Annotated in this window: 16 protein-coding genes; 11 read left to right on the plus strand and 5 right to left on the minus strand. The window is 74.1% G+C overall.

Annotated features, from left to right (window positions below):
• Nucleotides 1-34 precede the first annotated feature (34 nt).
• Nucleotides 35-820, minus strand: coding sequence for a TetR/AcrR family transcriptional regulator (locus tag LG396_RS03855; RefSeq protein WP_372483246.1), 786 nt, complete (start codon nt 818-820; stop codon nt 35-37).
• Between the two features lie 130 nt (nt 821-950).
• On the opposite strand from LG396_RS03855, the gene LG396_RS03860 reads away from it, so the two are divergent.
• Together LG396_RS03860 and LG396_RS03865 are read left to right on the plus strand one after the other, a co-directional pair.
• Entirely contained in the window at nt 951-2,054 is a 1,104-nt protein-coding gene (locus LG396_RS03860; protein WP_225793549.1) for an ATP-binding cassette domain-containing protein, read from the plus strand.
• Nucleotides 2,051-2,911, plus strand: a complete 861-nt coding sequence (locus LG396_RS03865; RefSeq protein WP_018839417.1) for an ABC transporter permease — start codon at nt 2,051-2,053, stop codon at nt 2,909-2,911. The genes LG396_RS03860 and LG396_RS03865 overlap by 4 nt, the downstream gene beginning before the upstream one ends.
• Nucleotides 2,912-2,976: 65 nt before the next feature.
• Here the strand turns inward: LG396_RS03865 and serC are convergent, their stop codons facing one another.
• The gene (gene serC / locus LG396_RS03870; RefSeq protein WP_225793550.1) at nt 2,977-4,095 is read right to left on the minus strand and encodes a phosphoserine transaminase; all 1,119 of its coding nucleotides are present in this window, start codon (nt 4,093-4,095) and stop codon (nt 2,977-2,979) included.
• Between the two features lie 319 nt (nt 4,096-4,414).
• A complete protein-coding gene (locus LG396_RS03875; protein WP_225793551.1) occupies nt 4,415-5,857 on the minus strand; it encodes a glycoside hydrolase family 10 protein in 1,443 nt (480 codons plus the stop codon).
• 204 nt (nt 5,858-6,061) lie between these two features.
• Between LG396_RS03875 and LG396_RS03880 the strand changes: the two genes are divergently transcribed.
• Nucleotides 6,062-9,022, plus strand: coding sequence for an FAD-binding and (Fe-S)-binding domain-containing protein (locus LG396_RS03880; protein WP_225793552.1), 2,961 nt, complete (start codon nt 6,062-6,064; stop codon nt 9,020-9,022).
• On the opposite strand, the gene LG396_RS03885 is transcribed toward LG396_RS03880, so the two are convergent.
• Nucleotides 9,023-9,613, minus strand: a complete 591-nt coding sequence (locus LG396_RS03885) for a Uma2 family endonuclease (RefSeq protein ID WP_037749925.1) — start codon at nt 9,611-9,613, stop codon at nt 9,023-9,025.
• Between the two features lie 169 nt (nt 9,614-9,782).
• Here LG396_RS03885 and LG396_RS03890 point away from each other — a divergent pair, with 169 nt between their 5' ends.
• Genes LG396_RS03890 through LG396_RS03920 form a run of 7 tightly spaced genes read left to right on the plus strand, consistent with a single transcriptional unit; the run spans nt 9,783 to nt 18,844 of the window.
• Nucleotides 9,783-10,637 (plus strand): TIGR03084 family metal-binding protein, encoded by an 855-nt coding sequence (locus tag LG396_RS03890; RefSeq protein WP_225793553.1) that lies wholly within the window; start codon nt 9,783-9,785, stop codon nt 10,635-10,637.
• Nucleotides 10,634-12,340, plus strand: coding sequence for an acyclic terpene utilization AtuA family protein (locus LG396_RS03895; RefSeq protein WP_225793554.1), 1,707 nt, complete (start codon nt 10,634-10,636; stop codon nt 12,338-12,340). Before LG396_RS03890 ends, LG396_RS03895 begins: the two co-directional genes overlap by 4 nt.
• The gene (locus tag LG396_RS03900) at nt 12,337-13,935 is read left to right on the plus strand and encodes an acyl-CoA carboxylase subunit beta (RefSeq protein ID WP_225793555.1); all 1,599 of its coding nucleotides are present in this window, start codon (nt 12,337-12,339) and stop codon (nt 13,933-13,935) included. Before LG396_RS03895 ends, LG396_RS03900 begins: the two co-directional genes overlap by 4 nt.
• Before the next feature lie 31 nt (nt 13,936-13,966).
• Nucleotides 13,967-16,006: an ATP-binding protein gene (locus LG396_RS03905; RefSeq protein ID WP_225793556.1), complete on the plus strand. Its 2,040-nt coding sequence runs from the start codon at nt 13,967-13,969 to the stop codon at nt 16,004-16,006.
• Between the two features lie 46 nt (nt 16,007-16,052).
• The gene (locus tag LG396_RS03910; protein WP_145900354.1) at nt 16,053-17,219 is read left to right on the plus strand and encodes an acyl-CoA dehydrogenase family protein; all 1,167 of its coding nucleotides are present in this window, start codon (nt 16,053-16,055) and stop codon (nt 17,217-17,219) included.
• Nucleotides 17,220-17,249: 30 nt separating this feature from the next.
• The gene (locus tag LG396_RS03915; RefSeq protein WP_037749941.1) at nt 17,250-18,056 is read left to right on the plus strand and encodes an enoyl-CoA hydratase family protein; all 807 of its coding nucleotides are present in this window, start codon (nt 17,250-17,252) and stop codon (nt 18,054-18,056) included.
• Nucleotides 18,044-18,844 (plus strand): TetR/AcrR family transcriptional regulator, encoded by an 801-nt coding sequence (locus LG396_RS03920; RefSeq protein ID WP_225793557.1) that lies wholly within the window; start codon nt 18,044-18,046, stop codon nt 18,842-18,844. Before LG396_RS03915 ends, LG396_RS03920 begins: the two co-directional genes overlap by 13 nt.
• Here LG396_RS03920 and LG396_RS03925 read toward each other — a convergent pair.
• On the minus strand, nt 18,817-19,923 hold the full coding sequence (locus LG396_RS03925; protein ID WP_027742771.1) for a citrate synthase 2: 1,107 nt from the start codon (nt 19,921-19,923) through the stop codon (nt 18,817-18,819). The two genes, LG396_RS03920 and LG396_RS03925, sit on opposite strands and share 28 nt — an antisense overlap.
• 377 nt (nt 19,924-20,300) lie before the next feature.
• On the opposite strand from LG396_RS03925, the gene pdxH reads away from it, so the two are divergent.
• A complete protein-coding gene (gene pdxH / locus LG396_RS03930; RefSeq protein ID WP_037737998.1) occupies nt 20,301-20,933 on the plus strand; it encodes a pyridoxamine 5'-phosphate oxidase in 633 nt (210 codons plus the stop codon).
• Nucleotides 20,934-20,997 lie beyond the last annotated feature (64 nt).

Raw genomic sequence — 20,997 nt, forward strand, 5'->3', positions numbered from 1 at the left:
CTTCCCCAAGGCGCTCTCCCTCAGGCGTCCTCCCTCAGGCGTCCTCCCTCTGGCACTCCTCCGAGTGGAAGACCTTCGCCCCGGCCTGCGGCAGGGTCCATCCTGTCTCGCGGCGGTGTTCGAGCAGCGCCTCCAGGCCGTCGAGCATCCGCTCCGTGGCGAACTTGTACGTCTCCTCGTCCAGGGCCGAGAAGGAGTCCTCGGACAGCCCGGCGATCCTCGGGTAGCGCCCGGACTCCATCGCCGACTCCAGCGCCGGTGACTGCGCCTCCCAGAACTCCTGGTCGCTTATCCCGGTCCGCTCCTCCGCCTGCTTGGCGTTGACGTGCACCCGGGCCAGGCCGGCGGCGGTGGAGTCGAGCGAGGTGATGAAGCCGACCTTCTCCTGGTCGGTGAGCAGCAGCCCGTCGAAGCCGCTGAGGGCCAGCTCGAAGGAGTCCAGCCCGTTGGGGCCGAGCACGGGCCGGCCCTGGTCGACGTGGAGCAGCCACGGGTGTTCGAGGTAGTGCTCCCAGAACGAGTGGGCCAGCTCCCGCAGCCGCTCCCGCCAGCCCGGCCGGCTCTGGAAGCGCTCGACTTCCTCCGGCTCGATGGAGCCGACGCCGTCGAGCATCAGGTCGAGCAGCTCGGCCTTGCCGGGCACGTGCCGGTACAGCGACATGGTGCCGACGCCCAGACTCCCGGCGATCTTGCGCATCGAGACCGCCTCCAGCCCCTCGGCGTCGGCGATGCGGATCGCGGTGAAGACGATCCGGTCCACCGAGATGCCGGGTTTCGGGCCGCGCTTGCCGCGCTCGTCGATGCCCCAGAGCAGAGCCATGCTGCGGCTGAGGTCGCCGCTGCCACTGTGTTCCCTCGCCGCCATGGACCCGAGTCTAGCCACCGGCTTGCGATCTGCGTACACCGTATGCGTAAATGGGTACGGCGTACTCAGATAGGGGAGGAAGAGCGTGGAGGCAAGCTCGGCCGACGCCGTCGTGGCGGACGGCGTGCACAAGCGATACGGAGAGAAGCAGGCCCTCGCCGGCTTCGACCTGACCGTGCCGTACGGCACGGTCTACGGCCTGCTCGGCCCCAACGGCGCCGGCAAGACCACGGCGGTGCGGATCCTGTCCACCCTCATCCGCCTGGACGGCGGGCGCGCCCGCGTCGGCGGGCACGACGTGATGAAGGAGCCGGTCAAGGTGCGCCGGCGGATCGGCCTCGCCGGGCAGTACGCGGCGGTGGACGAGGTGCTGACCGGCCGGCAGAACCTGGAGATGTTCGCCCGGCTGTTCCACCTCGGCTCCCGGCGCGCCCGCGAGCGGGCGGCGGAGCTGCTGGAGCAGTTCGGGCTGACGGAGGCCGCGGACAAGGGCGCCAAGGAGTACAGCGGAGGCATGCGGCGCCGGCTCGACCTGGCGTCGAGCATGATCCTCGCGCCGGACGTGCTGTTCATGGACGAGCCGACGACGGGCCTGGACCCGCGCAGCCGCGGCGAGGTCTGGGAGGCGGTGCGGGACCTGGTGGCCGGGGGCACGACGGTGCTGCTGACGACGCAGTATCTGGACGAGGCCGACAAGCTCGCCGACCGCATCGCCGTCATCGACGACGGCCGGACGATCGCGGACGACACCCCGGCCGCGCTCAAGAACACGGTCGGCGGCGACCGTATCGAGGTCGTCGTCGGCTCGGCCGAGGAGATCCCGGACGCGGTGCGGGCCGTCGCCCGCGTCTCCGGCGCCGACCCGGCGATCGACCTGGAGGAGTTGCGGGTGCACGGCCCGGTCGCGGACCGGGTCGCGGCGCTGACGGAGGTGGCGCGCACGCTCCAGGACGAGGGGGTCACGGTGGACGACATAGCGCTGCGGCGGCCCACGCTCGACGACGTGTTCCTGAGCCTGACGGGTCACACGGCGGCGGAGCCGGAGACGGCCGGGACCGCCGGCGGCAAGGAGGGCAAGCAGGGTAAGCAGGGCAAGGGAGGCAGCAGGACGGGCAAGGGAAGCAAGGAAGGCACGCAAGGCCCGGAAGGCACGGAAGAGGGCAAGAAAGAGGAGGCCCCGGTCGTATGAGCACCACCGTCACCGAAACCGCGGCGGGGGAGAAGCGGCCCCGCCCCCCGGCCGGCGAGCAGGCCCCCGGCGGGGCGCTGAAGTGGGCGTTCGCCGACTGCTGGACGATCGTGCGGCGCGGCCTGCTGCACTACCGCAGGCAGCCGTCGAACATCGCCTGGCAGCTCGGCTTCCCCGTCGTCTCCGTGCTGCTTTTCGTGTACGTCTTCGGCAGCGCGATGGAAGGCGGCGCGGACGCCTACAAGTCGTACGCGATGCCCGGCATGTTCGCGATGACCATGGCCTTCGGGTTCATGAACACCGCCATGCTGATCGCCATCGACAAGGAGCACGGCATCACCGACCGCTTCCGCTCCATGCCGATGTCCCCCTCGGCCGTGGTCAGCGGCCGGGGCGTGTCCGACCTCATCGGTGCCGCGCTGGACCTGGCGGTGATGGCGGCGATCGCGCTGATCATCGGCTGGCGCTCGGACGGCTCGGTGCTGGAGACGGCGGCGGCGTTCGGGCTGCTGCTGTGGCTGCGCTTCGCGCTGATCTGGGTCGGGGTGGTGCTCGGCCTGCTGACGCCCAACCAGGAAGCGGCGGGGAACCTCTTCGCGGTCGCGTTCCCGTTCGGCATGGTCTCCAGCGTGTTCGCCTCACCCGCGGACATGCCGGGCTGGCTGGGCTCGATAGCGATGTGGAACCCGGTGTCGTCCACGGCCAACGCGGTGCGTGAGCTGTTCGGCAACCCCGGGCGGCTGGGCGACTCGTGGATCGAGCAGCACGCGATGCTGATGGCGCTGGTGTGGCCGGTGGTGATCACGGCGGTGTTCCTGCCGCTGGCGGTCCGCAAGTACCAGCGGCTGTCGCTCTGAGCGAGGCCCGTACGCCGGGGGCCCGGCGCGTTCCCGCGCCGGGCCCCCGGTGAGACGGACAGGTGTCAGATCCGCTCGACGACGTAGTCGATACAGCGGGTCAGGGCCTCGACGTCGGCCGGGTCGACCGCGGGGTACATCGCGATCCGCAGCTGGTTGCGGCCCAGCTTGCGGTACGGCTCGGTGTCCACGATGCCGTTGGCGCGCAGCGTCTTGGCGACGGCGGCGGCGTCCACGTCGTCGGAGAAGTCGATCGTGCCGACGACCGCCGACCGCTGGGCCGGGTCGGTGACGAACGGCGTGGTGGCCTTCGCCTCCTCGGCCCAGCCGTAGAGCGCCTGGGCAGAGGCGGCGGTGCGGCGCACGGCCCAGTCCAGACCGCCCTGCCCGTTCAGCCAGTCGAGCTGCTCGGCCAGGAGGAAGAGGGTCGCGAGGGCGGGGGTGTTGTACGTCTGGTTCTTGCGGGAGTTGTCGATCGCCGTGGGCAGCGAGAAGAACTCCGGCACGTGCCGCCCGGATGCGTGCACCCGCGCGGCCCGCTCCAGCGCGGCCGGCGAGAACGCGGCGAGCCACAGCCCGCCGTCGGCGGCGAACGACTTCTGCGGAGCGAAGTAGTACACGTCGGTCTCCGCCACGTCCACCGGCAGCCCGCCGGCCCCGGACGTCGCGTCGACGAGCACGAGCGCCCCGTCGTCGGCCCCCTCGACCCGGCGCAGCGGCATGGCGACACCGGTGGACGTCTCGTTGTGCGTCAGCGCGTACACGTCGACCCCGGCCTCGGCCCGCGCCTCCGGGTGCGTACCGGGCTCGGACGCGACGACCGTCGGCTCGTCCAGCCACGGGGCGAGCTTGGCGGCCTTGGCGAACTTCGAGGAGAACTCGCCGAAGGACAGGTGCTGCGACTTGCGCTCGATCAGCCCGTGGGTGGCGATGTCCCAGAACGCGGTGGACCCCCCGTTGCCGAGGACCACCTCGTACCCCTCGGGCAGCGAGAACAGCTCACGCACCCCGTCACGCACCCGCCCGACGAGGTTCCGCACGGGAGCCTGCCGGTGGGACGTACCGAGAAGGGAGGAACCGGTGGCGGCCAGGGCCTCGAGTGCCTCGGTGCGCACCTTGGAAGGACCCGACCCGAAGCGACCGTCGGCGGGCTTGATGTCAGCGGGAATCTCGATCTCAGCCACGCCCGAAGCCTACGGCGGGACCCCCCGCCGACGACGCTCCCGTCCACGCTCTGAGACGAGAACACCCACGTGGTGGGCGTCCGGCACCGCGGTCCCGGACCCGCCTTCACACCCGTGAGTGACCGCCGTCGACTTTGTGCGAGCAGGCGGCGGGAGCGCGACGGGGGGCCGCCGGGACGGACCGGGACGCCGTCGGGCAGCCACGTCCCTGTTGGGGGGCACCGGTCTCGTGGCGGCCGAGGTTGCCGGGGTGGCGGGGCGCAGCCGTCCGCCGGGGGGCCACCTCGGTGGCGGTGGGTCCCGGCGGGCGGGTGCGGGGTCAGCCGAGGGTGAGGGTGGCCGGGGTCGGGTTGGTGCCCGTCCAGGTGCCGTTGAGGCCGAAGGTGACCGAGCCGCCGTCCGGGACGTTGCCGTTGTACGGGGCGTTGGTGCAGGTCACTCTCGTGCCGCTCTGCTGGCACGTCGCGTTCCAGGCGTTGGTGACGCGCTGGCCCGCCGCGTAGTCCCAGGAGACCGACCAGCCCGACAGCGAGTCGCCGTCGCAGCTCACCGTCACCGCCGCGGTGAAGCCTCCGTTCCACTCCTGCGGTACCGCGTAGCCCGCGCTGCAGCCGTCGCCCGGGCCCGGCCCCGGGCCGGGGTCGCCGCCCAGGGCTTCGGCCACCGCGCTGTACGCCTGCTTCGGCTGGTAGCTGTCGTTCCAGAGGGTCGCCGAGCCCTCGCCGTCGAAGACGTCCGGCACCCATGAGTACTTGTCGGGGAAGCCCCAGACCGTTACTCCCGTGCAGCGGGTGACCGCCAGGCAGGCGTCGATGACGTTCGCGTAGTACTGCGACTGGGTGGCTTCCTTCTGCGAGCTGACCGGAAGCTGCATCCGTACGTCCAGCTCCGTGACCGCCACGTCGACCCCCAGGTCCGCGAACCGCTGCATGTTCTGCCGCAGGTCGTTCGGGAAGCCGTACTGGATCGCCAGGTGGCCCTGGATGCCGACGCAGTCGATCGGTACGCCCTGTGCCTTCAGGTCGCGTACGAGGTTGTACATCGCGGTGCTCTTCGCGTTGACGCCCTCGATGTTGTAGTCGTTGATGCACAGCTTCGCGTTCGGGTCCGCCGCCTTCGCGGCGCGCAGCGCGTGGGCGACGAAGTCGCGGCCCATGGCGTTGTAGAAGGGGCTGTTGCGGAACGTGCCGTCCTCGTTGAACGGCTCGTTGACGACGTCCCAGGCGGCGATGTCGCCCGCGTACCGGCCGGCGACCTGCGTGACATGGTTCTCCATCGCCGTACGCACCTCGCCGCTCGGCAGGCCGGAGACCCAGCCGGGGAGCTGGCTGTGCCAGACGAGGGTGTGGCCGCGGACGGACTGGCCGTTCTGCTGCGCGAAGTCGACGATCCGGTCGCCGGGGCCGTAGTTGAACTGGCCGCGGGACGGCTCGACGGTGTCCCACTTCATCTCGTTCTCCGCCGTCACCTGGCCGAACTCGCTGCCCAGGATCCCGGTGTACTGGGTGTCGGAGAAGTGCGATGTCGCGGCTGCGGAGCCGATGAACTTGCCGTGCGCCTGCGCGAGCTGGTTCAGCGAGGCGGCGGCGGGCGCGGGCTGGGCGGCGGCGGACTGGGTCGCGGCGGCCGTAGGCGGTGCGGCTTCCGCGGGGGCCGCCCCCTGCGCGGGTGCGGCGGCGCCGAGGCCGTACAGGCAGAGGGCGCCGGCGAGCGCGGCGAGCAGGGCCCGGGGGGTCCTCGGCCTGCTGCGGAGTCTTCGCATGTTCCCCTTCTTCCCCCGCGGGCGAGGCGCGGGCGGTGGTGGAGTGATGGCGCCGGATCCGTGCGTGCGGGTGTGCCGGGTGGGGGATGGAGCTTCGAAATATTTCGGGACTGATTTCGAATCTTTCTGGGGTCGGACGTTAGAGGCGCGAGTGGGGCACGTCAATACGCGCGGAGGGGCGGGGGTGTCCGGCACGCTGGGGCCATGGATACGCAGACGGGCGCGGACGCGGGTACGGACACCGGTGTGGATGTCGTGGCGCTGGAGCGGCGGCTGCGGGACGCCGTCAGGGGCGAGGTGGGGTTCCGCACCCGGGACCGGGCCCTGGTCACCATGGACGCCTCCAACTACCGCAGCGTCCCCCTCGGTGTCGTCGCGCCCCGCGACGCCGACGACGTCGCCGCCGCGCTGGCCGTGTGCCGCGAGTACGGCGCGCCCGTCGTGGCCCGCGGCGGCGGTACGTCCATCGCGGGCAACGCCGTGGGCGTGGGCGTCGTCCTCGACTTCACCCGGCACCTGAACCGGCTCGTCGACCTCGACCCCGGGACGCGTACCGCCGTCGTGCAGCCGGGGCTCGTGCTCGACCGGCTGCGGGACGCCGCGGCGGACCACGGGCTGACGTTCGGGCCTGACCCGTCGACGCACAGCCGGTGCACGATCGGCGGGATGGTCGGCAACAACTCATGCGGCTCGCACAGCGTCGCGTGGGGGACGACGGCCGACAACGTGCGGGACCTGGACGTGGTGACGTACCGGGGGCGGGCGGTGCGGCTGGAGCGGGACCTCGGGGTGCTGCCGGGGCTGGAGGAGTTCGTCGCGCGGCATCTGGCCGCGTTGCGGACGGGCGGACACGCGGGCCGGGTTCCGGCCGGGGGCGCGGACGCGGGTGTGCCAACGGGCGCGGCCGCGCCCGGCGTACGGGACGGCGGTGCCGCCCCCGGCTGGCCCGACCTCCCCCGCCGCATCTCCGGCTACGCCCTCGACGCCCTCCTCCCCGAGCGCGGCCCCGACCTCGCCCGCGCCTTCACCGGCAGCGAGGGCACCCTCGCCGTCCTCACCCGGGCCACCGTCCGCCTCGTCGAGGCACCCCCCGCCCGCGCCCTGGCCGTCCTCGGCTACGCCGACGAGTCCGCCGCCGCCGAGGCGGCCCCCGGGCTGCTGCCGCTGCGGCCCCTCACCGTCGAGGGCATGGCCGCCGACCTCGTACCCGACGCGCACGCGCTGCCCCGCGGCGGCGCCTGGCTGTTCGTCGAGACCGGCGGCGACACGCCCGCCGCCGCGCGGGCCGCGGCCGACGATGTGTGCCGCGCCGCCGACGCCGTCGACCACGCGGTGGTCGCGGACCCGGCCGCGCAGCGCACCCTGTGGCGTATCCGCGAGGACGCCTCCGGCACCGCCACCCGCATGCCCGACGGCAGCGAGGCGTGGCCCGGCTGGGAGGACTGCGCGGTGCCGCCCGCGCGGCTCGGCGCGTACCTGCGCGAGTTCCGCGCGCTGCTCGCCGCGCACGGGCTGCGCGGGCTGCCGTACGGGCACTTCGGCGACGGCTGCATCCACGTGCGGATCGACTTCGACCTGCTGACGGCCGGCGGCGTCGCCCGCTTCCGGGAGTTCTCGGGGGAGCTGGCGGACCTCGTCGTCGCCCACGGCGGTTCGCTGTCCGGCGAGCACGGCGACGGGCGGGCGCGTTCGGAGCTGCTGCCCGCGATGTACGGGGACGAACTCGTCGGCCTCTTCCGCGGCTTCAAGGACCTCTGGGACCCCGACGACGCCCTCAACCCCGGCGTGATCGCCCGCCCCGCGCCCCTCGACGCCGGCCTGCGCTTCGCGCCGCTGCCGCGCGGGCCGGTGCCGGTGGAGTTCGGGTATCCGCACGACGGCCCGGAGGGCGGCGACTTCGCGGCGGCGGTGCGGCGGTGCGTGGGGGTCGCCAAGTGCCGCAACCCGGCGGGGAGTCCGGGGGTGATGTGCCCGTCGTTCCGGGCCACGGGCGAGGAGCGGCACTCCACGCGCGGGCGCGCGCGCCTGCTGCACGAGATGCTGGCGGGGGAGGTCATCACGGACGGGTGGCGCTCGGAGGAGGTACGCGAGGCGCTCGACCTGTGCCTGTCGTGCAAGGGGTGCCGCAGCGACTGCCCGGTGGACGTCGACATGGCCACGTACAAGGCCGAGTTCCTGCACCACCACTACGCCGGGCGGCGGCGGCCGATGGCGCACTACGCGATGGGGCGGCTGCCGCAGTGGCTGCGGCTGACGGCGGCGCTGCGGGCGGCCGCGGCGGCGAACGCGCTGGCCGGGGTGGGGCCGCTGGCGGCCGTGGCGAAGCGGGTGGCGGGGCTGGCGGGGGAGCGGGCGATCCCGCCGATCGCGCGGGTGCCGCTGACGCGGTCGCTCGGGCGGGGCGTCGACGCGGATCCGGACGTGCTGCTGTGGCCGGACACCTTCACCAACTACCTGTCGCCGGAGGCGGGTACGGCGGCGGTCCGCGTGCTGCGGGCGGCGGGGCTGCGGGTGGGGCTGCCGCGGGGGGCCGGGAGGGTGTGCTGCGGGCTGACGTACGTCTCCACGGGGCAGCTGGACCAGGCCAAGAAGGTGATGCGCCGCACGCTGGACGCGCTGGAGCCGGCAGGCGGTGACGTGGCTGCCGGTACGGCCGCGGACGCCGCAGGCCCGCCGCTCGTCGTCCTCGAACCCCCCTGCGCCGCCGCGCTCAAGACCGACCTCGTGGAGCTGCTGCCCGACGACGAACGCGCCCCGCGCCTCGCCGCCCGTGTCCGCACCTTCGCCGAGGCCCTCGAAACCGCCGCCCCCGACTGGACCCCGCCGCGCCTCGACCGCCCGGTCACCGGCCAGACGCACTGCCACCAGCACGCGATCCTCGGCGACGCGGCAGAGCGGCGCCTGATGGCGAAGGCCGGCCTGGAGGGGCGACTTGCCGCGGGCTGCTGCGGCCTGGCGGGCAACTTCGGCTTCGAACGCGGCCATTACGAGGTCTCCGCGGCCTGCGCCGAGGACCAACTGCTCCCGGCGGTACGCAGTGCCCCGCAGCACGCGGCGGTCGTGGCGGACGGCTACTCCTGCCGCACCCAACTCGACCAACTCGCCGGCATCCGCGCCCGCCACCTGGCGGAACTCCTGGCGGAGGGCCTGCCGGAGGAGGAGTGATCAGTCGGAGGGGAACCTGTCGGTGCGGAGGACGAAGCCGAGAGGAGTCACCTTGAGATCCAGGGCCGCACCGAAAGCGACGACGACTTCCTTGACGTAGTCGCCGTCCCCGGGCTCGGTGTAGACGTGGCACTTGCGCTGATACGGATCGGCAATCAAGTAGACGGGCACGCCCGCGAGGGCGTAGGCGGTCTTCTTGGGGCCGTAGTCGTTCTTCCCGGTGCCGCGGGACACCACCTCGGCGACGAACTCGACGTCTTGGTGGCGCCAGCGGCCCATGCCGTCCGGCTTGGCGTCGTCGCGGAGCTTCGCCACGTCCGGACAGAAGGCGTTCTCCTCGCCGGGGAAGTCGATCCGCACGTCTGAGAAAACCTTGATCTTGCCGTCGAACGTCCTGTCCAGCGCGCGGATGATCTCAAGAATGATCTCCCAGTGAACGCTGCGCTGCGGCACCATGTAGACGACCCCTTCGACGACCTCGACGCGATAGCCCTCGAAGGCGGGGGTCCGCTCGAACACCTCGAACAGCTCGTCCAGGTGTGTCTTGTCGTCGGTGTCGGCCATCTCGATCCTGTCGTCGACGAGGGTCATTCCGGCTCTCCTCCCCGAAGCTCCGTGGGTGGCATGCTGCCGCTCCCCAAACGATACGTGCGGCCCCTCGGTCACGGGGAGTAGCCGATCAAATAATCGGGCAAGCGTGCTTGCTTGTTTTTGGGTCCCCTGCCACCCTACTGCGCAGTAGTCACGAGGGGAGCGCGCCATGGCGGGGCCGGAGATCATCTCGCTGCTCGACGACCTCCGCGACGAAGGCGCCGCGCTGGACGCCCTCGTCGCCGGGCTGCCGCCCGGGCGGTGGGCGCTCGACACGCCCGCCGACGGGTGGACCGTCGCGCACCAGATCGCCCACCTCGCGTGGACCGACCGCGCCGCGCTCGCCGCCGCCGTGGATCCCGACGAGTTCCAGCGGATGCTGGCGCACGCCCAGGAGGCGCCGTACGGCTTCGTGGACGACGGCGCCGCGAGCGGGGCCGCGCTGGCGCCCGAGGTGCTGCTCGGGCGGTGGCGGGAGGGGCGCGAGGAGTTGCGGCGGGTGCTGCTGGCGCAGCCGGCGGGGGTGCGGATGCCGTGGTTCGGGCCGGCGATGAGCGTCGGCGGCGTGGCCTCCGGGCGGCTGATGGAGACCTGGGCGCACGGGCAGGACGTCGCCGACGCGCTCGGCGTACGGCGGGAGCCCACCGCGCGGCTGCGGCACGTGGCCCGTATCGGCGTACGGACGCGGGACTTCGCGTACGCCGTCAACCGGCTCGCCCCGCCCGCCGCCGAGTTCCGCGTGGAGCTGACCGCGCCCGGCGGGGGCGGCGAGGTGTGGGCGTACGGGCCGACGGACGCCGCCGAGCGCGTCACCGGGCCCGCGCTCGACTTCTGCCTCCTGGCCACCCAGCGCGTGCACCGCGCCGACACCGCGCTCGTCGCCGAGGGCGCGGAGGCGGAGCGCTGGCTCGGCATCGCCCAGGCGTTCGCCGGCCCGCCGGGCGGCGGACGGGACCGGGCGGGCGACGCCGCCGGCGGCCCGGCCCGTACCGGCGGAACCGCCGCTCCGGAGGCCCGCCCGTGACCCTCCGCGTCGGCAACGCCTCCGGCTTCTACGGCGACCGCTTCGCCGCCGTCCGCGAGATGCTCACCGGCGGCGGACTCGACGTCCTCACCGGCGACTACCTCGCCGAGCTGACCATGCTCATCCTCGCCCGCGACCGCCTCAAGGACCCCGCCGCCGGCTACGCCAAGACCTTCCTCCGCCAGTTGGAGGACGGCCTCGGCCTCGCCCGCGACCGCGGCGTCACCCTCGTCGTCAACGCCGGCGGCCTCAACCCCGCGGGCCTCGCCGCCGCCGTCCGCGAGCTGTCCGTACGCGTCGGCGTGCCCGCCCGCGTCGCGCACGTCGAGGGCGACGACCTCACCGCCCGCGGCACCTGGCCCGGCGCCCTCGCCGCGAACGCCTACCTCGGCGGCGGCGGCATCGCCGCCTGCCTGCGCGCAGGCGCCGACGTCGTCGTCACGGGCCGCGTCACCGACGCCGCCCTCGTCACCGGCGTCGCCCAGGCCCACTACGGCTGGGGCGGCCCCGACGCCGGCGACCCCACCAAGCCCGACGACCCCGACCTCCACGCCCTCGCCGGCGCCGTCGTCGCCGGCCACGTGCTGGAGTGCGGCACCCAGGCCACCGGCGGCAACTACTCCTTCTTCACCGAGCACGACGTCCGCCACCCCGGCTTCCCCCTCGCCGAGATCGAGCCCGACGGCAGCTCCGTCATCACCAAGCACCCCGGCACCGGCGGCGCCGTCACCGTAGGGACCGTCACCGCCCAGCTCCTCTACGAGACCGCAGGACCCCGCTACGCGGGACCCGACGTCACCGCCCGCCTCGACTCCGTGCGCCTCGCCCCCGACGGCCCCGACCGCGTCCGCATCACGGGCGTACGGGGCGAGCCCCCGCCGCCCGACCTCAAGGTCGGCCTGTCCCGCCTCGGCGGCTACCGCAACGAGGTCGTCTTCGTCCTCACCGGCCTCGACATCGACGCCAAAGCCGCCCTCGTACGCGCCCAGATGGCCCCCGCCCTCGCCGGCGTCGCCGACGTCCGCTGGACGCTCGCCCGCACCGACCGCCCCGACGCCGACGTGCAGGAGGAGGCGTCCGCCCTGCTCCGCCTCGCCGTCCGGGACCCCGACGAGGCCGCCGTCGGCCGCGCCGTCAGCGGCGCCGCCATCGAACTGGCCCTCGCCAGCATCCCCGGCTTCCACGTCACCGCCCCGCCCGGCAGGGCGCAGCCGTACGGCGTCTTCGAGGCCGCGTACGTCCCCGCCGACGACGTCCCCCACACCGCCGTGCTGCCCGACGGCACCCGCGTCCCCGTCGACCCGCCGCCGCGCACCCGGGCCCTCGCCCCCGTACCCGAACCGCCCCTGCCGCCGCCCCCGCCGCCGGGACCGACGCGCCGCGCCCCCCTCGGCACCGTGGCCGGCGCGCGCAGCGGCGACAAGGGCGGCAGCGCCAACGTCGGCGTGTGGGCCCGGAACGACGCCGCCTGGCCGTGGCTGGCCCACACCCTCACCGTCAAGCGGCTGCGCGAACTCCTCCCGGAGACCGCCCCCTTCCCCGTCGTACGCCACGTCCTGCCCCGCCTCCGCGCGCTCAACTTCACCGTCGAGGGCCTCCTCGGCGAAGGCGTCGCCGCGCAGGCCCGCTTCGACCCGCAGGCCAAGGCGCTCGGCGAGTGGCTGCGCGCCCGGCACGCCGACATACCCGAGGAGCTGCTGTGACCGTCCTCGCCTCGTCGCTGGACACCGCGGGCCCGGACTACGCGGAGCACCGCGCCGCGATGCTCGACAAGCTCGCCGACCTCGACGCCGAGCACGCCAAGGCCGTGGCGGGCGGCGGCGAGAAGTACACCGCCCGGCACCGCGCCCGCGGCAAGCTGCTCGTACGCGAGCGCATCGAGCTGCTCCTCGACCCCGACACCCCGTTCCTGGAGCTGAGCCCGCTGGCCGGCTGGGGCTCGGACTATGCGGTGGGCGCCTCGCTCGTCACCGGCATCGGCGTCGTCTCCGGTGTGGAGTGCCTCATCACCGCCAACGACCCGACCGTGCGCGGCGGCGCGTCCAACCCCTGGACGCTGAAGAAGGCGTTCCGCGCCCACGAGATCAGCCTCGCCAACAGGCTGCCGTCGATCCACCTCGTGGAGTCCGGTGGCGCCGACCTGCCGTCGCAGAAGGAGATCTTCATTCCGGGCGGCGCGCTCTTCAAGCACCTCACGCGCTCGTCCGCCGCCGGCATCCCCACGGTCGCCGTCGTCTTCGGCAACTCCACGGCGGGCGGGGCGTACGTGCCGGGCATGAGCGACCACGTGATCATGGTCAAGGAGCGCGCGAAGGTGTTCCTCGGCGGCCCGCCGCTGGTGAAGATGGCCACCGGCGAGGAGAGCGACGACGAGTCGCTGGGCGGCGCCGACATGCACGCCCGTACCTCCGGCCTCGCCGACTACTTCGCCGTCGACGAACCCGACGCCCTGCACACCGCCCGCCGCGTCGTCGCCCGCCTCGACTGGCGCAAGGCGCACCCCGACCCGCCGCCGGCCCCCCCGCCCGCGTACCCCGAGGACGAGCTGCTGGGGATCGTGCCGGGCGACCTGAAGGTGCCGTTCGATCCGCGCGAGGTGATCGCGCGGATCGTGGACGGCTCGGACTTCGACGAGTTCAAGCCGCTGTACGGGACGAGCCTGGCCACCGGCTGGGCGCGGCTGCACGGCTACCCCGTCGGGATCCTCGCCAACGCGCGCGGTGTGCTCTTCAGCGAGGAGTCGCAGAAGGCCGCGCAGTTCATCCAGCTCGCCAACCAGCGCGACATCCCGCTGGTCTTCCTCCACAACACCACGGGCTACATGGTCGGCAAGGACTACGAGCAGGGCGGCATCATCAAGCACGGCGCCCAGATGATCAACGCCGTCTCCAACTCCCGCGTCCCGCACCTGTCGGTGCTCATGGGCGCCAGCTACGGCGCCGGCCACTACGGCATGTGCGGCCGCGCGTACGACCCGCGGTTCCTCTTCGCCTGGCCCAGCGCCAAGTCGGCGGTCATGGGCCCGCAGCAGCTCGCGGGCGTGCTGTCGATCGTCGCGCGGGCGTCGGCGGAGGCGAAGGGCATGCCGTACGACGAGGAGGGCGACGCGGCGCTGCGGGCGATGGTGGAGCAGCAGATCGAGGCGGAGTCGCTGCCGGTGTTCCTGTCGGGGCGGCTGTACGACGACGGGGTCATCGACCCGCGCGACACCCGCACGGTGCTGGGGATCTGCCTGTCGGCGATCCACACGGCGCCGTACGCGGGCGTGCACGACGGCTACGGGGTGTTCCGACTGTGACCGCGCGACCGGCATCCACGTGGGAGGACCGATGATCCGCACCCTTCTTGTCGCCAACCGCGGCGAGATCGCCTGCCGCGTCTTCCGCACCTGCCGCGACCTGGGCATCACGCCCGTCGCCGTGCACTCGGACGCCGACGCGGGCGCGCTGCACGTACGCACCGCGCTGGACGCCGGCGGTGCGGCGGTCCGGCTGCCGGGGCAGACGGCGGCGGAGACGTACCTGCGGGCCGATCTGCTGGTCGCGGCGGCCGTCTCGGCGGGCGCGGACGCGGTGCACCCGGGCTACGGGTTCCTCTCCGAGAGCGCGGACTTCGCGCGCGCGGTGACGGCGGCGGGGCTGACGTGGGTCGGGCCGCCGCCGGAGGCCGTGGAGGCGATGGCGTCCAAGACGCGGGCGAAGGAGCTGATGGGCCTCGCGCCGTTCGACCCGTCGAAGGCGGTCGAGTCCGACCTGCCGCTGCTGGTCAAGGCGGCGGCGGGCGGCGGCGGCCGCGGCATGCGGGTCGTACGCGAACTGGCGCTGCTCGACGCCGAGCTGGCGTCGGCGTCGGCGGAGGCCGCGGCGGCGTTCGGGGACGGCGAGGTGTTCGTCGAGCCGTACGTCGAGGGCGGGCGGCACGTGGAGGTGCAGGTGCTCGCGGACGCGCACGGGGGCGTGCGGGCGCTGGGCACGCGCGACTGCTCGCTGCAGCGGCGGCACCAGAAGGTGGTGGAGGAGGCGCCGGCGCCGGGCCTGCCGGCGGGCGTGGCCGCCGAGTTGGAGGAGACGGCGGTACGGGCCGCACGGTCGATCGGGTACGTGGGCGCGGGGACGGTGGAGTTCCTGCTCGCGCCGGACGGGCGGGCGCAGTTCCTGGAGATGAACACGCGGCTGCAGGTGGAGCACCCCGTCACGGAGGCGGTGTACGGGGTGGACCTGGTGGCCCAGCAGTTGAGGATCGCGGAGGGCGAACCGCTGCCGCCGTCGGCACCGCGGCCGAGCGGCCACGCGGTGGAGGCCCGCCTCTACGCGGAGGACCCGGCCTCGTCCTTCACCCCCCAGACGGGCCGGTTCCACCGCCTGGAGCTCCCGGGCGCCGGGGCCGGAGCGCCCCATGTCCTCCGCCTCGACACGGGGTACGAGTCGGGTGACACCGTCACCCCGTACTACGACGCCCTGCTGGCCAAGGTGATCGTCCACGCCCCGACCCGCGCGGAGGCGATCCGGCGGCTGACGGCGGCGCTGCGCGGGGCGCGGATCCACGGCCCGGTGACGAACAGGGACCTCCTCGTGCGGTCGCTGGAGCACGAGGAGTTCACCGGCGCGCGGATGACGACGTCGTTCTACGACGACCACCTGGCGACGCTGACACACCCTCCGGCGGACGACGCCGGGCCCGCCCCCCTCCGACTCGCCGCCCTGGCCGCCGCGCTCGCCGATGCCGCCGCACGGCAGCAGGCCGGCGGAGCCGTGCTGCCCGCCCGCTTCGGGGGGTGGCGCAACGTGCCGTCGCAGCCGCAGGCGAAGGCGTACCGGGCCGAACCCGGCGGTGCCGAGGCCGAGGTGCGCTACCGGCTCACCCGCGACGGGATACGCGCCGACGACCTGCCCGGCGTGCGCGTGCTCTCCGCCGCCCCCGGGCGCGTGGTGCTCGAGGTCGCCGGCGTCGCCCGTGCCTTCGACGTCGCCGCGTACGACACCGCGTACGGTGCCGCCCCCGCGGCCCCGGACCCCACCGCCCCCGCCGCGTACGTCGACACCCCCCACGGTTCGTACGCCCTCCGCCCCCTCTCCCGCTTTCCCGACCCCCGCGCCGACACCCCGCCCGGCTCCCTCCTCGCCCCCATGCCCGGCACCGTCGTCCGGCTGGCCGACGGGATCGCCCCCGGACAGGCCGTCCGGCAGGGCCAGCCCCTCCTCTGGCTGGAGGCGATGAAGATGGAGCACAAGGTCACCGCCCCCGCCTCCGGCGTGCTCACCGCCCTGCACGCCGCCCCCGGCGGCCAGGTCGAGGTGGGCGCCCTCCTCGCCGTAGTCGAAGCAGAAGCCGAACCCGGACCCGGACCCGAACCCGCAGCGAACCCGTAGCCGCAGTCGAAGACGCCCCGTCCCGCGACCAGGAAGGCCGACAGCCATGACCAGTGCCATCCTCGAATCCCAGGAGCACCGCGACCTCCGCGCCGCCGTCGCCGCGCTCGGCGCGAGCTACGGCCGCGAGTACTTCACCTCCGCCGTACGCGACGGACGGCACACCGACGAGCTGTGGGCCGACGCCGCCAAGGCCGGGTACCTCGGCGTCAACCTCCCCGAGGCGTACGGCGGCGGAGGCGGCGGCATCGCGGAGCTGGCGATCGTGCTGGAGGAACTCGGCGCCGCCGGCTGCCCGCTGCTCATGCTCGTCGTCTCGCCCGCCATCTGCGGCACCGTCATCGCCCGCTTCGGCACCGAGGAACAGAAGCGGAGCTGGCTCCCGGGACTCGCCGACGGCACCCGCAAGATGGCCTTCGGCATCACCGAGCCCGACGCCGGGTCCAACTCCCACCGCATCACCACCACCGCCCGCCGCGACGGCGACGACTGGGTGCTGTCCGGCCGCAAGGTGTTCATCTCGGGTGTCGACATCGCCGACGCCACGCTCGTCGTCGGCCGCACCGAGGACGCCCGCACCGGCAAGCTCAAGCCCTGCCTGTTCATCGTCCCGCGGGACGCCGAGGGCTTCCAGCGCACGCGGATACCGATGGAGCTGCACGCTCCGGAGAAGCAGTTCGAGCTGGTCCTCGACGACGTGCGGCTGCCCGCCGACGCCCTCGTCGGCGACGAGGACGCCGGGCTCCTCCAGCTCTTCGCCGGCCTCAACCCGGAGCGCATCATGACCGCCGCGTTCGCGCTCGGCCTCGGCCGGCAGGCGGTGGCGCGGGCCGTCGACTACGCCCGTACGCGCCAGGTGTGGAAGGGCGGCGCCATCGGTGTGCACCAGGCCATCGCGCATCCGCTCGCGCAGGCGCACATCGAGTTGGAGCTGGCCCGGCTGATGACGCAGAAGGCCGCCGCGCTGTACGACGCGGGAGACGACGCCGGCGCGGGCGAGGCGGCGAACATGGCGAAGTACGCGGCGGCCGAGGCGGCGGCGAAGGCCGTCGACCAGGCCGTGCACACCCTCGGCGGCAACGGGCTCAGCACCGAGTACGGTCTTGCGCAGATGCTCACCGCGTCCCGCGTGGCCAGGATCGCCCCGGTCAGCCGGGAGATGATCCTCAACTACGTGTCGCACCAGACGCTGGGCCTGCCCAAGTCGTACTGACGCCGACGTACCGAAGGAGCACCCCACGCCATGACCGACGCACCCGCAGGGCCGGCCGCCGGCGCCGACGCGCCCGCGCCCCTCGTCCGGATCGCGCGCGACGACCGCGGCGTCATCACCACCCTCACCCTCGACTCGCCCCACAACCGCAACGCGCTCTCCACCCGCCTCATGACCGAACTGCACGAGGGCCTCGCCGCCGCCGCGGCGGACGACGACGTGCGGGCCGTCCTGCTCACCCACACCGGCAACACCTTCTGCGCCGGCGCCGACCTCGGCGAGGCCACGGCGGCCGCGGCCCCCACGGACGGGCCGCTGGCGCTGGCGCGGCTGCTGCGCGCGGTCGTGGAGTGCCCGAAGCCCGTCGTCGCGCGGGTCACCGGGCACGTACGGGCCGGGGGCCTGGGGCTGCTCGGCGCCTGCGACGTGGCGGCGGCGGGCACGGGCGCGACGTTCGCGTTCACCGAGGCGCGGCTGGGGCTCGCGCCCGCGGTCATCTCGATGCCGCTGCTGCCGCGCCTCGACGCCCGCGCGGCGGCCCGCTACTACCTCACCGGCGAGCGCTTCGGCCCGGAGGAGGCGGCCCGCATCGGGCTGGTGACGCTGGCGGGCGACGACGTGGACGCGCTGCTGGCACCGGTCCTCGACGGGCTGCGCGCGGCGTCGCCGCAGGGGCTGGCGGCGTCGAAGCGGCTGGTCACGGGCGAGGTGCTGCGCACGTTCGACCGCGACACGGAGCCGTTCGCGGAGCTGTCGGCGTCGCTGTTCGCGTCCCCGGAGGCCCGCGAGGGGATGACGGCGTTCCTGGAGCGCCGGGAGCCGAAGTGGTCCCGCTGACGGACGCCCCCCGCCAGCCGCGGGGCCGGGACCCGCGGCAGGACCGCAGCCGGGCGACGCGGCAGCGGCTGCTGGAGGCGGCGGTCGCGTGCCTGGCGGAACTGGGCTGGGGCGGGAGCACGGTCAGCGTGGTCGCGGAGCGCGCGGGCGTCTCGCGGGGCGCGGCGCAGCACCACTTCCCGACCCGGGAGGACCTGTTCACGGCGGCGGTGGAGCACGTGGCGGCGGAACGCTCGGCGGCACTGAGCGCACTCCCGCCGCGCGGCGGGGTGAGGACGGCGGCGCAGGGCGCTGACCGGGCGGGCGCGGCCGGGCCGGATCCCGTACGGGCGGACGGGCCGGATGCGATACGGGCGGACGGGGAGGATCCCGTACGGGCCGACGACGCCACCGCCGCCGTCGTGCGCGGCGTCGTCGACCTCTACACCGGGCCCCTCTTCCGCGCCGCGCTCCAGCTCTGGGTGGCCGCCGCGAACGAGGACCAGCTACGCCCCCGAGTCGCCGCGCTCGAGGCCCGCGTCGGGCGCGAGGCGCACCGCATGACGGTGGCGCTGCTCGGCGCCGACGAGTCGGTGCCGGGCGTACGGGAGACGGTGCAGGGCTTCCTCGACATGGCCCGGGGCCTGGGCCTGGCGACCCTGCTCACGGACGACAGCGCCCGCCGCGACCGCGTCGTGGCGCGGTGGTCGCACCTGCTGACGACGGCCCTGTCGGGCGCCCCGGCCCCCGCCTCCCCGCGGAGGCCCGGGCGCCCTGCTGCTCAGGCCGCGCCGCCCGACTCCGCGTAGCCCTCGATCTCCTGCGGCGACCGCGACCCCGGCCCCACGTACCGCGCCGACGGCCGTACCAGCCGCCCCGTGCGCTTCTGTTCCAGGATGTGCGCCGACCACCCCGCGGTCCGCGCGCACGTGAACATCGACGTGAACATGTGCGCCGGCACCTCCGCGAAGTCCAGCACGATCGCCGCCCAGAACTCGACGTTCGTCTCCAGCACCCGGTCGGGCCGCCGCGCCCGCAGCTCCGCCAGCGCCGCCTTCTCCAGCGCCTCCGCGACCTCGTAGCGCGGCGCGCCGAGCTGCTTCGCCGTCCGCCGCAGCACGCGGGCCCGCGGGTCCTCGGCGCGGTAGACGCGGTGGCCGAAGCCCATCAGCCGCTCGCCGCCGTCCAGCGCCCGGCGCACGTAGCCCTCGGCGTCGCCGGTGCGCTCGATCTCCTCGATCATCCCGAGCACCCGCGACGGCGCGCCCCCGTGCAGCGGCCCGGACATCGCGCCGACCGCGCCGGACAGCGCCGCGGCCACGTCGGCGCCGGTGGAGGCGATGACGCGGGCGGTGAAGGTGGAGGCGTTCATGCCGTGTTCCGCGGCGGAGGTCCAGTAGGCGTCGACGGCGGCGACGTGCTTGGGGTCGGGCTCGCCGCGCCAGCGGATCATGAACCGCTCGACGACCGTACGGGCCTTGTCGATCTCCCGCTGCGGCACCATCGGCCGGCCCTGCCCGCGGGCGGACTGCGCGACGTACGACAGCGCCATGACGGCGGCCCGCGCCAGGTCCTCGCGGGCACGCGACTCGTCGATGTCGAGCAGCGGGCGCAGGCCCCAGACGGGCGCGAGCATCGCCAGCGCGGACTGGACGTCGACGCGGATGTCGCCGGAGTGCACGGGGATGGGGAACGGCTCCGCGGGCGGCAGACCGGGTTTGAACGCGCCGTCGACCAGAAGACCCCAGACGTTTCCGAACGAGACGTGACCCACCAGGTCCTCGATGTCCACACCCCGATAGCGGAGGGCGCCGCCCTCCTTGTCGGGTTCGGCGATCTCCGTCTCGAAGGCGACGACTCCCTCGAGCCCGGGTACGAAGTCGGACATCAGGCGGCTCCCTACTGTGTTGCGTGCGCTGCGGTGGGGTGTGCAGCGGCGGTTGGGTCGGCCCCAGGGCGTGGTGTGGTGCGGGGGGTGTACCTGCTGGCCAGGCTCCGCGGCGCCATCGCTCGCGGTCCGGGGCGTGCATTCCGGGCCACCATAGCCGGGGGTGTGGGCTTTCTACAGTGGTCGGGCGGCTGTTCTGTCGGGTCGCGCACATGCGGGCGGGCGTGAGATCGGGCACACTCCACGGATCCCGGCCCGGAGGGTTACGGGAGGCGTCGAGCGGGCAAACTCCCGCGCCGCGACGGCCGCTCATACTGCAAGATGTGTGGGTGCGACATGTTGACGTTGACACCGAACGCTCCCTCGATCCGGCTGCCATGCGTGCGCGCTACCGCGCCGCTGGACTGTCGGAGGACTCCCTCGCCGCCGATCCCTTCGAGCAGTTCGGCCGCTGGTTCACGCAGGCCGCCGAGAGCGGGCTGCACGAGCCCAACGCGATGGTCGTCTCCACCGCCGACGCCGAGGGCCGGCCCAGCTCCCGGACCGTGCTGCTGAAGCACGTGGACGAGCGGGGGTTCGTCTTCTACACCAACTACGGTTCGCGCAAGGGCCGCGAGCTGGCCGCCAACCCCCATGTGTCGCTGCTCTTCCCCTGGCACCCCGTCGCCCGCCAGGTGATCGTCGCGGGGGCGGCGGAGCGTACGGGCCGGGACGAGACGGTGGCGTACTTCCGCACCCGGCCGCACGGCTCGCAGTTGGGCGCGTGGGCGAGCGAGCAGTCGTCGGCGGTGGCGTCGCGGGCGGAGCTGGACCGGATGTACGCGGAGCTGGCGGACCGCTATCCGGAGGGCGAGCAGGTGCCGGCGCCGCCGGAGTGGGGCGGCTTCCGGGTCAGGCCGCGGACGGTGGAGTTCTGGCAGGGCCGCGAGAACCGGCTCCACGACCGCCTCCGGTACGTACGCACCGAGGGCGCGGCCGGCGGCTGGACGGTGGAGCGCCTCTGCCCGTAGCGGTGCGGGCGGCGTCCGGGGCGGCGGTGCACCCGCGCACCCGTACCCGCCGGGAAAAAGGGCG

Source organism: Streptomyces aculeolatus (assembly GCF_020400605.1).
Lineage (GTDB): Bacteria > Actinomycetota > Actinomycetes > Streptomycetales > Streptomycetaceae > Streptomyces > Streptomyces aculeolatus.